Here is an 11,810-nt window from a genome sequence, read left to right on the forward strand (position 1 = left end):
ATTCAAAAATGGAATTGGACTGTGCTTTATTCACCCCGCCACCAGTGGCCGGGCTGGCAAGAATAAAGGGGACTGGCGTCCCCTTTGCAGAATGCATATTACCACCGTAGTGCCCGCACTACATCACACCTTGAGAAAGTGTTCGCGGTAGTATTTCAGCTCTTCGATGGATTCCTCGATATCCGCCAGCGCCTCGTGCTTGCCACGCTTGACCACGCCGCGCGCCACCTCCGGCCGCCAACGCTTGCACAGCTCTTTCAGCGTGGACACATCCAGATTGCGGTAGTGGAAATACTCCTCCAGCTGCGGCATCCAGCGCACCATGAAACGGCGATCCTGATGAATGGTGTTGCCACACATCGGCGTGGTACGCGCCGGCACATACTCGGCCATGAAGGCCAGCAGCGCAGCCTCGGCCTCGGCCACACTCAGCGTGGAAGCCTTGACCCTGGCAATCAGGCCGCTTTTGCCATGGGTATTCTTGTTCCAGTCATCCATGGCGTCCAGCACACTGTCCGGCTGATGAATCACCAGCACGGGCGACTGTCCCAGCACATTCAACTGGCTGTCGGTGGCAATCATCGCCACTTCGATAATGCGGTCGGTTTCAGGATTCAGCCCGGTCATTTCCATGTCGAGCCAGATGAGGTTGTTCTGATCTTGTGCCATACTGTCCAATCTTTGCGAAACCCGAGCATTTTCCTTCATTGCCGCCGTGGCGGCAAACCCACCTGCGTAAATCATGACCGAGGCATTCCGCTATCTCTTCCTGGCCGCTCTGGCGCTGACCCTGATTCTCAAATTGTGGCTGGGCTGGCGCCACATCCGCCATATTGCACGCCATCGTGCCCGCGTACCGGCCGAGTTTGCCGACGCCATCACGCTGCAGCAGCACCAGCATGCCGCCGACTACAGCATGGCCAAAACCCGGCTCGGCCTGTTGTCCAGCGTCATCGACACCACCCTGATCGCCGTGCTGACGCTGGGCGGTGTACTCGACTGGCTGGCGCGGCAGATCAGCAGCCTGAACCTGGGCGACATCGGCAGCGGCCTGCTGCTGGTGACGGCCCTGGCCCTGCTCACCTCCGCCATCAGCCTGCCTATCTCGCTGTATAGCACCTTCCGCATCGAGGCGCGTTTCGGCTTCAACAAGATGACGCTGGCCATGTTCGTGCTGGATGCCATCAAGGGCAGTGCCATTGGCGCGCTGATCGGCCTGCCACTGCTGGCACTGGTGCTGTGGCTGATGGCGCAGGCCGGGCCGCTGTGGTGGCTGTGGGTGTGGCTGGTCTGGTCGGCTTTCCAGCTCTTGATGGTGGCGTTGTATCCGACACTGATCGCCCCGCTGTTCAACCGTTTCCAGCCACTGGAAGACCTGGAACTGAAACAGCGCATCGAAGCCCTGCTGGCGCGTACCGGCTTTACCAGCCAGGGCGTGTTCGTGATGGATGGCTCGCGTCGTTCCAGTCATGGCAATGCCTATTTCACCGGCTTTGGCAGCGCCAAGCGCATCGTCTTTTTTGATACCTTGCTCAAACAGCTGTCAGCAGTAGAAATCGAAGCCGTGCTGGCACACGAGCTGGGCCACTTCAAACGCAAGCACATCGTCAAGCGCATCGGCTTTGCCTTTGCCCTGTCGCTGGGCTTTCTGTTCATACTGGGTCAATTGCTGCATGCCGGCTGGTTCTACCAGGCGCTGGGCGTCAGCACCCCCAGCACCGCCATGGCACTGATTCTGTTCTTCCTTGCCGTGCCGGCCTTCACCTTTCCGCTGACGCCGCTGTCCAGCCTGCTGTCACGCCGTCACGAATACGAGGCGGATGCATTTGCCGCCAGCCAGTCCGAGGCGCACCATCTGGTCGCCGCGCTGGTCAAACTCTATCGTGACAACGCCTCCACCCTGACACCAGACCCGCTGCACTCGGCGTTTTACGACTCCCACCCCCCGGCGAGCCTGCGCATCGCCCACCTGCAAGGAGACCATCCATGAATCTGCTCACCCTGCATTGCGAGGCCCAGCACGGCAAAAGCCCGCTGGACTCCAGCACCATCAATCAATTCCTGTCCACCCTGCCAGGCTGGGAAATCAAAGGCATCGAGCTGTGCAAGACCTTCCGCTTTGACGACTATTACCAGACCATGGCCTTTGTGAATGCCCTGGCCTGGATTGCCCATCAGGAAGACCACCACCCCGACCTGTCGGTGCACTACAACCGCGCCGTGGTGCACTTCAGCACCCACGATGCCGGTGGCCTGACCCTCAACGACTTCATTTGCGCGGCAAAAACCGAAGCGCTGCAAGGCCGGGCATGAGAGCAGCCATCGGACAGATCATCCGCAGCCATGGCCGCCGCTTCATCGTGGAAGCCGAAGGCCAGACCTACGGCTGCTCCACCCGCGGCAAACGGGTGGACTTCGCCTGCGGCGACCGCGTGGAAATCCTGATTCAGAACAAGGAACAGGCGGTCATCGAGGCAAGCCTGCCGCGCAGCAGCCTGCTCTACCGCCAGGACGACTGGAAAACCAAGGTCATTGCCGCCAATGTCAGCCGCATCCTGTTTGTGATTGCCGCAGTCCCCAGCCCCAGCGAAGAGCTGCTCAACCGCTGCCTGATCGCCGCCGAGGCCGCCGACATCGACCCGGTCATCCTGGTCAACAAGGCCGACCTGCCGGAAACCGCCGCACTGATCGAAAAGCTGCAGCCCTATGCCGCGCTCGGCTACAAGATGATCACCCTGTCCGCCAAACAGGACATGAGCCCGCTGCTGCCGCTGCTGGATGGAGAAACCTGCGTTTTTGTCGGCCAGTCCGGCATGGGCAAATCCACCCTCACCAACGCCCTGCTGCCCGAGGCCAATGCCCGCATCGGCGACATTTCCGAGGCCCTGGATTCCGGCAAGCACACCACCACCCATGCCACGCTCTATCATCTGGACACCCTGTCGCCGGGCAGCGACCTGATCGATTCCCCCGGCCTGCAGGAATTCGGCCTCAAGCATTTGCAAGCCACCGACCTGCTGCACTACTTCCCGGAAATGCGCCCGCTGATCGGCCAGTGCCGCTTCCACAATTGCACCCACCGCAAGGAGCCGGATTGCGCGATCAAGCAGGCGGCAGCAGATGGCACGATATCCCGGCAAAGGCTGGATTTACTACAACGTTTAAGTAATGAATTGTTAAATCATACGGCATAAAACGTTTTGTCATCTGGCCTGTTTACAATTCGGTGCAGGACTCATATTCTGGTAAGAAAAAAGTCATATCAGACTTCGAGATCAGCGAGTTTTCGCCCCAACAAAGACAAGGAGCCAGCATCATGACAAAACGCATCGCACTCGTAACCGGAGGCATGGGCGGCATTGGCACCGCCATCTGCAAGGCTCTGGCCGAATCCGGCCATACCGTGATCACCACCTACAGCAAGCCGGGCAAGGAGCAAGCCTGGCTGGCCGACATGAAGGGCCTGGGCTTTACCGACATCCATGCCTACCAGTGTGACGTCACCGATACCGCAGCCTGCGCCGCCATGCTGGCCAAGGCACAAGCCGAGGTAGGGGCAGTGGACGTACTGGTAAACAATGCCGGCATTACCCGTGACGGCACTTTCAAGAAGCAGACCAAGGACGACTGGGACGCCGTCATCAAGACCAACCTGGATTCGCTGTTCAATATGGTGAAGCCGGTACTGGACGGCATGGTGGAGCGCGGTTTTGGCCGCATCATCAATATTTCCTCGATCAACGGCCAGAAAGGGCAGTTTGGCCAGACCAACTACTCTGCGGCCAAGGCCGGCATGCATGGCTTCACCATGGCGCTGGCGCAGGAAGTGGCGCGCAAGGGCGTGACCGTCAACACCATTTCCCCGGGCTATATCGCCACTGACATGGTGATGGCAGTACCGGAAGAAGTACGCAACAAGATCATCGCCAACATCCCGGTAGGCCGCCTGGGCAAGCCGGAAGAAATTGCCGGCCTGATCAACTACCTGGCCTCCGACCTTGCCGGCTTCATGACCGGCGCCAACCTGGCCATCAATGGCGGCCAGCACATGATGTAAGCCTCACTCCACCAGGAATACCGCACAAAAACCCGGCCTTGCGCCGGGTTTTTTATTGCCATCCTGATGACCGGCATTCTGCTATGCTGACGGCCTTGAATTTCACATCAGAGCAAGACATGGCTGAACATTTGACCATTCAGGGCGAAACCAAGGAAGAAAAATACCAGACCCTGCTGCCGCAGGCGCAGGCACTGGTGCAATACGAGGATGACCAGATTGCTGCCCTGGCCAATCTGGCAGCCGCACTCCATGCCAGCTTTGACTGGCTATGGACCGGCTTTTACCTAGTCAAGGGCCAGCAGCTGGTACTAGGCCCTTTTCAGGGCCCGATTGCCTGCACCCGCATCCCGCATGGCAAGGGAGTGTGCGGCAGCGCCTGGGCACAAAACCGTACGCTGATCGTGCCGGATGTCGACGCCTTCCCCGGCCATATTGCTTGCTCATCCAGCGCCCGCTCGGAGATCGTCGTCCCCGTACACAATGCTGCCGGCGCAGTGGTCGCAGTACTGGACGTGGACTCCACCCGGCTCGACCAGTTTGACACCACCGACGCGCAATACCTGGAAACCATCTGCCAGGCACTGCAACACCTGTTTTAGCGCTCGCAAAAAAGCAGATGTATCACGCATCTGCTTTTTGACTGCCTGCTCAGGCGAGCGGCAATTGCAATTGCCGGCTGACCCACTCGCGCATTCCCGCCTCGTCCAGCACCGCCAGATCCTCGCGCGCGTCATGCATGGCAGCAGCCAGACGCTGCCAGTGCCGCTCCAGCCCCGCCGCCATCTCCCCGGCAAGGCGCGCATTCTCCCCCGCCATATCCAGCAACCGGGCACTGGCCTGCTCCGCCAGCACCGACTGGCGCTCGGCAGCCTGTTGCAACTCGATAGTGCGCTGTTCCAGCATTTCCAGACGCGCTGCCTGCTTGCCGGATTCGCGATCACGCTCGGCCAGCCGCTCACGCCAGACCTGCTCCACTTGCAGCACCTGGCGCCGCGCCGCTTGCAATTCTTCCTGCAAGGCCGCCGACGCCAGCTTCATGGACTTGCGTTCCTCCTCAACCTGCTCATACAGGCGCAGCCGCAAGCCCTCCAGCCGCTCATAAGCCAGACTCTCCCGCCGCTCGGCCTCCCGCCGCGCCTCTTGCAGCCTTTGCTCATGCCGCGCCTCCAGCTCGGCCACCCGCTCGTCACTGTCGCGACGCACTTGCTGCGCCTCCAGCCTGCTGGCTTCCAGCTGCTCGCCCAACCGCTGACTGTTGGACTCCAGCAGCAGATGGCGCTGCTCGGCAGACTGTAGCTTGCCATCCAGCTCCTGCAAACGCGCAGCGCGCAGCTCCAGCTCACGCAAGGCCGATTGCAAGGATGCCTGTGTTATTTCCAACTGCGACTGGGCCGCCGCCTGCGCCTGAGTCGCCTCAGCCACTTGCTGCTCAGCCTCCTGCCGCACCGCTTCCCATTGCTGCTCGGCCGCCGTGCAAGACTGCTGCCAGATCAGGCTGAACGCCTCGGCCAGGCCAGGAGGCCAATCCGGATGGCGGGCGGAACTGGCCATGCGCGCCAGAAACTCCTGTCGCCACTCCTTGAGCGTGTTGTTGATGGTGGTATTGGAACCCGTGCCCAATCGGTTGCGCACTTCCACCACGGTAGGCCACACCCCTTCACCCACCAATTCAAAAGCCACCTGCCGAATACGCGAATAGATGTCAGTTGCCATGTCCGCCATGCCATTTTCGTTGAGTGCAGGCATCTTAACACAGGAATAAAATATTATTTATTACGTATTACATTATTTTATTACACTCAACACTTGTTTATTTCCGATTACTATACTTATCGGATGTTATTACCCAAAAAATCCACAACACAGCGCAAATTAACCACCCCTGACACCATCCCAAATCGTCAGCAAATCGGCACGACCGCACCACCCCACCCAAACCGCCCAAAACAAAAGGCCCGGCATACAGGCCGGGCCTTACCAGACAACACCACACATCAGCTCGCATCACCCCCTACCACCCGGCGCAAATCTGTCAGCATTTGCGACAAGCGGTTCTGCAAGTCTGAAATATCCGCCTGCGAATTCAGCAACTCCTCCACCCCCTCATCCAGCGCCCGGTTAAGCATGTTTTCCTGACTGGTCGTCAGCATCATCGACACATAAGCCACATCCACCCGCTGCCGCACATTTTCCAGCGCAATGCGGCTCGATACCAGATTATCCCGCTGCGCCCTGTCCACCTCCCCCAGCACCCCGGTCATGCACACAGCCAGCCGGACAATTTCCTCATCACGCTGCCGCGCCAGCGCCAGCGCCGCCAACGCCCGCGCATGCACATCCGCCGTTTCGACCAGCATGGTCAGATGATCTCGCAAGCGACCACAACGATCCTCATCCTTAAGCGGCATGTCGCGCACCAGCAAGGACACCACCGGGTAATTGATCACCATGCGCGTCTTGAACTGCTCCAGACGCCCCATGCCCACCAGGTGATCCATCACCGATACTTCCAGCGGGCTGGCCGCTCCACCGCGACAGCGCGTCAGCACACCCGTCGCTACCCGCAGCTGCACACAGGCCTCCAGCCCATACAGCGCCACACCAGCCACCATGGCATCCGCCAACTCCAGCACAGAAGATGCAGTACCCAGCTGCTTCACCACCTCCAGCAAGGCACCCATCTCTCCCATGCTCTGCATGGCAGCCATCGCCGCGCAGCTGGCATCACGCGCCAGGCCATTCAGCCGCCCTCGTTCCGCGGTGGAATCAATCAACCGTTGCAGCTTGGCCACCAGTTCCGGCGCGGAAAACGGCTTGACCACATAATCCTCACCGCCGGCTTCATAGCCAGCCAGCCTATCCTCAATGGCTTCGCGCGCCGACACAAACACCACCGGCACCCGTGCAAACTCATCATGCAGCCGAATACGGCGACATGTTTCAAAACCATCGATGCCTGGCTGCATTTCCACATCCAGCAAAATGGCTGCCGGACGCACCTCGCCCAGCATCGCCAGCGCCTCCTCGCCACTGGCCGCATCCACCACCTCGAAACTGCGTGACAAACCCATCTTGAGCAGCCGCCGCACCGTTTCCACATCATCCACCACCAATATTTTTGCTTTTTCGCTCATGCCCGCAACACCCTTCCCCCTTGATCAGCCCAGAACCCTGTCTCTCATCTATAGCTGTCAACACACACCCTGACAAACCCGAAACGACAACAGGACTTGTCCACAACCGCACGCCACCCCAGAATCGGCAAGCCCATGCCCAACCCCCAGCCTGACAGCCTCTACCCAGCCGGCCTGATCGCCGTCCAGACCGACCAGCAGGCAGCACTACTATGGCTGAGCGAATTCATCGAGCGCCCAGCTGTCTTGCGCCGACAGCCCCGTAAGCCAGCACCCTCCTCCGGGGTGCCGTCTGCATGACACTGCGTCCGCAGGTGCAGCGTACCGGCAAAGCCGCCCTGCCAGTCACCGTGGCCGACACCGCAGGCTGCGGCGACACAGCCATGGACAGCTAGATGACCCACCTCCTGCAGCACCCTCAGGCCACACCACCGCAAACACTGCGCTTTGTCGCTGCAGCGGCGGCCTGCACCGCCAGACAGCATGGTGCGCATGCGCCCGCATTGGATGAAGCGGCACAGCTATTGGCTGGGCAGCAAGCAAGTGGTATTGGCCACAGTCAATCAAAACGGCTGGCTTAACCCGGCCTTGCAGGCTGCTGACAAGGCAATTTGCTGCGACTTCACCCGCCTCAGCACAGCCAGGCCTTTCGACTAAGTCGACTGATTTTTCTGCCTTCTCATTTATACCCCCAGACCTTGCCTTACCAATTGCAGAAGCCCCCCTTTTCTTACGGAAATAGAGAGATATATTTTGTCAATAATATTAAAGGCCGGGCTTAACCCGGCTTTTTTATTTCAGCAACTTCCCAGCTGACCACCTTGTAGAGCGCAAGGAAGCTATTAAAGAAGGCAATGACCACCAATCCATAAGCTCTTTCCTTTTTACCTATCAGTTTTATCTAAAATATTTAGGGCTTTTATACAGTCACGATCCGTCCCGCCACGCCCCGCCACTCCCTTCCATGTTAGCCGATACCTCCATCTATTGATTTAACGAAGAGTATCTCTACCATCAGGCACCATCGACTTTAGCGGAGCGATATACATGCAACAAAGGCTCACTACAACTTCCGATCCTTCTCCCTGGATATTGAACTTAAACCTTGCAAAAGCCAGTAGCACTTGCAAGTGCCGCGCACCATTACCTACCTGAAATTATTTTCAAAACAAAAACACATCACACACAAATAAAATTGAAGAAAGATTCTCCGTGAGAATAGTTTTTAACAAAATAATTAACTATATATATACCAATAAAATTTGGCTTATCTCTGCAACAGCCTTTTCATTTCTTGCCCCATACAATACCGGATATGGCAACCTTGGCAATGCAAGCCTGACGTTCGCCATATTGGCCGTTGCAAGAAAAAGCAAAGCCGCACTGATTTTGGTATTTATATTATTTACACCTACAATCTTATACATGCCTGCCGGGCACGCCTACGGCAAAATAAACATAGGCCATGCTGCATCACTTTTGCAAACAAACACACCCGAAGCAATGGAGTTTATCAAACTAAATTTCATCGGCTTCATCTTATGCTTCCTGGCAATAATCTTTCTCTTGGTTTATATTATTAAATCATGGAATTCGAATCCAAAAAAAAGCCAATATTTATTTCTTATTGCATTTATCTTACTAAATGTAAATTCATATCCCAAACGATTTGCCATTGCAGCGTACATGCGGTTCACAGAGGCAAAGACCGAAGTGGAAATTTTGAAGAACGGCATCTCAATCAAAGATCAATTCACCATACTAAAAAAAGATATACAATATGAAAATATATTAGTAATTATTGGTGAAAGCGTTACGCGTGAATACATGTCTGTTTATGGCTATCCGCTAAATACGACGCCGTGGCTAAAAAATGCCAATGGTGACTTTTACACCAACGCAATTTCACCAGCACCAAATACTTTCCTGTCATTACCAAGAACACTTGCAAAGTTTGATGAAAATAAAAAAGAAGCCGCAAATAATATCGTAAATTTATCAAACAAGGCGGGCCTGGATACATACTGGGTGTCAAACCAAGGGCGCATTGGAGAGTTCGACACTCCTGCAACAATTATTGCATACCATGCCAAGCACAAGTTTTTTTTAAATAACGGTGATTATGAGAGCGCAAAAAACTCCGATGATTTTCAGATGCTTCCCTATATAAACAACATAATTCGCAGCAAAGAAAAGAAAGTTATATTTGCACACATGATTGGCTCACATCCAAATCCATGCGACAGACTTCAGTCTTATCCATTAAATTTCAATACCGGGAATAAAATTATAGATTGCTACCTTTCATCAATTCAAAAGCTCGACTCATTCATAAAGAAAGCCACCGAAATGCTAGAGCAAAATGGCAAGCCATACGTGATTTTTTATTTTTCAGATCACGGGCTAACCATTGACAATTCAAGCAATCCGGTTCGACATGGCAATGCTTATAGAGAAAATTACGACATTCCATTTTTTATCATTGACAACAAATCTCAAAAGCACAGATTAATAAATGGTCAATTTAGTAATTCTGCATTTTTATCGAAATTCTCCGAGAGGATTGGCATTGAGTACAAGACTCCTTCGGATGGAATGCGCAGCTTGGATAATGTGGTTTACAATGGCAGCGCCTTCATTGATTATAAAACCTTACCGAATTTAAAAATAATTGACGGCTAAATGTAAGGACTGATGGCGCTATTAAATCGGCAGAAATTTACCAGCCCGAATGGTAGGTATGCACCCACAGCGCTGAAGTAGCGCAGCTGTTGGCTAAGCACTCTGGCTGAGTGCCGCAATCAATAAAAAAGGCCATGCACTGCATGGCCTTTTTTATTTCTCAAACAAACCCTCAGTGATGCTCGCCCGCGCGCTGGCGGTTTACCTCGCATGGGGTGCCGGCAGTGCAGAAGGCATCATTGGCATTGCGCTGGGCATGCTGTTCCGACGCCTGACTGGCAGCTGGGCTGTCTGCCGCAAAAACCTGGCTGCTGCATGCCAGTAGCAACAGGATGGGGGCGATGAATTTGTTCATGCTGTTTCCTTTGAATTTTAAATCGGTTTCGGATTGGGTGATGTTGGCTGGCCGGCGCTGTTATCCCAGCTGCCGCCCAGCGCGCGGATCAGGCTGAGCGAGGCCAGGTAACGGTCCTGGCGGATGCTCAAGGCCTGACGCCGGATGCTCAGCTCGCTGCGCTGGGCGTCCAGCAGCTCCAGCTGACCGGTCTGGCCGTTGCGATAGCGCGAGTCGGCCAGCGCACTGGCGCGGGCTGCGCTGTCCACTGCTTGCTGCTGGGCGGCCTCCTGCTGCGCCAGCAGGCGGATGTCGCTGAGCGAATCCTCCACCTCGGCCAGTGACTGCAAAATGCTGTGGCGATAATCGGCCATGGCCACGTCCATGTCGGCACGGGCTGAACCCAGCAGTGCCTGACGGCGGCCGCCATCCAGCAGCGGCAAGGACAGCAGGCCTTCCACCGACCAGGCGCGGGCCGACCAGCGGAAGATGTCGCGCAGCTGCGAGCTGGCATAGCCACCGGCCGAGGTGAGCGTCAGGTCCGGAAACCAGGCAGCTTGCGCCACGCCGACGCGGGTCTGGGCGGCCAGCAGCTTGCGCTGGGCGGCTGCCACATCGGGACGACGCGCCAGCATGGCTGCGGGCAAGCCGGCGGGAATCTGCGGCAGGCTGGCATTCCAGCTGCTTTCTTCCAGATGGAAGCCGGACGCCGGCTGGCCCAGCAACACTGCCAGCGCGTTTTCCAGCTGGGCACGCTGGCGGTCCAGCGCAATGGCCTGGGCGCGGGTGGCTTCGCTGTCGGCTTCGATGCGCGCCAGCGACAGCCCGGACTCCTCCCCGGCCTGATAGCGCTGGCGGGTCAGCTGTGCGGTGCGGGCATAGGACTGCACGGTGTCTTGCAGCAGCTGGCGTTGCTGGTCGAGCAGGCGCAGGCTGAAGTAAGTCTGTGCCACCTGACTGGCAATCAGCAGACGGCTGCCTTGCAGCAGCGCGGCACTGGCTTGGGCATCCAGCGCAGCGGCGCGGCTGGCACCGGACAGGCGACCGGCCAGGTCGATTTCATAGCTGAAATTGGCCCCGACGCTGGTCAGCTTCACCGGCGTGGTGTTGCTGCTGTTCAGCAAGTTGGTGCCGGACGGCCCGGCCCCGGCCTGCGTGCCACGCGCACTGCCAATATTCACGCCCAGCTGCGGCATGCGGTCGGCATCGGCCACGCCCAGTGCGGCGCGGGCCTGTTGCAGACGGGCCGCCGCGGCGGCGAGGTCGGTATTGTGTTGCAGCGCGCTGTCGATCAGCCGGTTCAGCGTGCTGTCGTGATAGGCCAGCCACCAGTCGCCACGGGTGGCGGCATCGGCGGGTGCGGCCAGCGTCCAGCTGCCCTCCGCCAGCGTGGCCACTGGCGGGTTCTTGTAGCTGGCCGGCGTGGCCGGCAGCTGGCTGCCGTCAATGGCGGGCGGTGTGGCGCAGGCGCTTAGCGCAGCCGCCAGCAACAGGCCCAGGGTGATTTTGTTGATCATCAATCCGCTTCCTTATTCAACATGGTGGTGCTGGACAGCCGGGTGCAGTGCATGGCCGTGCTCATGCCCCATGGGCGGCTGGG

11 protein-coding genes are annotated in these 11,810 nt (G+C 57.2%); 6 read left to right on the forward strand and 5 right to left on the reverse strand.

From position 1 onward, the window contains the following. Window positions 1–123 precede the first annotated feature (123 nt). Entirely contained in the window at window positions 124–669 is a 546-nt protein-coding gene (orn, locus tag DFR38_RS01985) for an oligoribonuclease (RefSeq protein ID WP_059286753.1), read from the reverse strand. 73 nt (window positions 670–742) lie between these two features. Between orn and DFR38_RS01990 the strand changes: the two genes are divergently transcribed. The 5 genes from DFR38_RS01990 (at window position 743) to DFR38_RS02010 (ending at window position 4,659) form a co-directional block, all read left to right on the forward strand. Then, window positions 743–1,990, forward strand: a complete 1,248-nt coding sequence (locus DFR38_RS01990; protein ID WP_059286754.1) for a M48 family metallopeptidase — start codon at window positions 743–745, stop codon at window positions 1,988–1,990. Continuing rightward, window positions 1,987–2,313, forward strand: a complete 327-nt coding sequence (locus tag DFR38_RS01995; RefSeq protein ID WP_059286755.1) for a 4a-hydroxytetrahydrobiopterin dehydratase — start codon at window positions 1,987–1,989, stop codon at window positions 2,311–2,313. Before DFR38_RS01990 ends, DFR38_RS01995 begins: the two co-directional genes overlap by 4 nt. Next, window positions 2,310–3,194, forward strand: a complete 885-nt coding sequence (rsgA, locus tag DFR38_RS02000; RefSeq protein ID WP_059286756.1) for a ribosome small subunit-dependent GTPase A — start codon at window positions 2,310–2,312, stop codon at window positions 3,192–3,194. Before DFR38_RS01995 ends, rsgA begins: the two co-directional genes overlap by 4 nt. 122 nt (window positions 3,195–3,316) lie before the next feature. Then, complete coding sequence (gene phbB / locus DFR38_RS02005) at window positions 3,317–4,057, forward strand: acetoacetyl-CoA reductase (RefSeq protein WP_059286757.1); 741 nt, start codon at window positions 3,317–3,319, stop codon at window positions 4,055–4,057. 119 nt (window positions 4,058–4,176) lie between these two features. Continuing rightward, window positions 4,177–4,659 carry a GAF domain-containing protein gene (locus tag DFR38_RS02010; protein ID WP_059286765.1) on the forward strand — a complete coding sequence of 161 codons (483 nt, stop codon included), beginning with the start codon at window positions 4,177–4,179 and terminating at the stop codon, window positions 4,657–4,659. Between the two features lie 49 nt (window positions 4,660–4,708). Here the strand turns inward: DFR38_RS02010 and DFR38_RS02015 are convergent, their stop codons facing one another. Both DFR38_RS02015 and DFR38_RS02020 read right to left on the reverse strand, forming a co-directional pair. Then, complete coding sequence (locus tag DFR38_RS02015; protein WP_158527675.1) at window positions 4,709–5,773, reverse strand: DNA-binding protein; 1,065 nt, start codon at window positions 5,771–5,773, stop codon at window positions 4,709–4,711. Window positions 5,774–6,054: 281 nt separating this feature from the next. After that, entirely contained in the window at window positions 6,055–7,194 is a 1,140-nt protein-coding gene (locus tag DFR38_RS02020; RefSeq protein WP_082693543.1) for a response regulator, read from the reverse strand. Window positions 7,195–8,406: 1,212 nt separating this feature from the next. On the opposite strand from DFR38_RS02020, the gene DFR38_RS02030 reads away from it, so the two are divergent. Continuing rightward, complete coding sequence (locus DFR38_RS02030) at window positions 8,407–9,876, forward strand: phosphoethanolamine transferase (RefSeq protein ID WP_082693545.1); 1,470 nt, start codon at window positions 8,407–8,409, stop codon at window positions 9,874–9,876. Window positions 9,877–10,048: 172 nt separating this feature from the next. Here DFR38_RS02030 and DFR38_RS02035 read toward each other — a convergent pair whose 3' ends face one another. Then, window positions 10,049–10,231, reverse strand: coding sequence for a hypothetical protein (locus tag DFR38_RS02035; RefSeq protein WP_059286762.1), 183 nt, complete (start codon window positions 10,229–10,231; stop codon window positions 10,049–10,051). Between the two features lie 17 nt (window positions 10,232–10,248). Beyond that, window positions 10,249–11,727, reverse strand: a complete 1,479-nt coding sequence (locus DFR38_RS02040) for an efflux transporter outer membrane subunit (protein ID WP_110312927.1) — start codon at window positions 11,725–11,727, stop codon at window positions 10,249–10,251. Window positions 11,728–11,810: the final 83 nt, after the last annotated feature.

It is taken from the genome of Aquitalea magnusonii (assembly GCF_003202035.1).
GTDB lineage: Bacteria > Pseudomonadota > Gammaproteobacteria > Burkholderiales > Chromobacteriaceae > Aquitalea > Aquitalea magnusonii.

Coding starts and splice junctions, on each gene's coding strand:
- orn (WP_059286753.1), bottom strand. CDS start 669: ATGGCACAAGATCAGAACAACCTCATCTGGCTCGACATGGAAATGACC.
- DFR38_RS01990 (WP_059286754.1), top strand. CDS start 743: ATGACCGAGGCATTCCGCTATCTCTTCCTGGCCGCTCTGGCGCTGACC.
- DFR38_RS01995 (WP_059286755.1), top strand. CDS start 1,987: ATGAATCTGCTCACCCTGCATTGCGAGGCCCAGCACGGCAAAAGCCCG.
- rsgA (WP_059286756.1), top strand. CDS start 2,310: ATGAGAGCAGCCATCGGACAGATCATCCGCAGCCATGGCCGCCGCTTC.
- phbB (WP_059286757.1), top strand. CDS start 3,317: ATGACAAAACGCATCGCACTCGTAACCGGAGGCATGGGCGGCATTGGC.
- DFR38_RS02010 (WP_059286765.1), top strand. CDS start 4,177: ATGGCTGAACATTTGACCATTCAGGGCGAAACCAAGGAAGAAAAATAC.
- DFR38_RS02015 (WP_158527675.1), bottom strand. CDS start 5,773: ATGGCAACTGACATCTATTCGCGTATTCGGCAGGTGGCTTTTGAATTG.
- DFR38_RS02020 (WP_082693543.1), bottom strand. CDS start 7,194: ATGAGCGAAAAAGCAAAAATATTGGTGGTGGATGATGTGGAAACGGTG.
- DFR38_RS02035 (WP_059286762.1), bottom strand. CDS start 10,231: ATGAACAAATTCATCGCCCCCATCCTGTTGCTACTGGCATGCAGCAGC.
- DFR38_RS02040 (WP_110312927.1), bottom strand. CDS start 11,727: ATGATCAACAAAATCACCCTGGGCCTGTTGCTGGCGGCTGCGCTAAGC.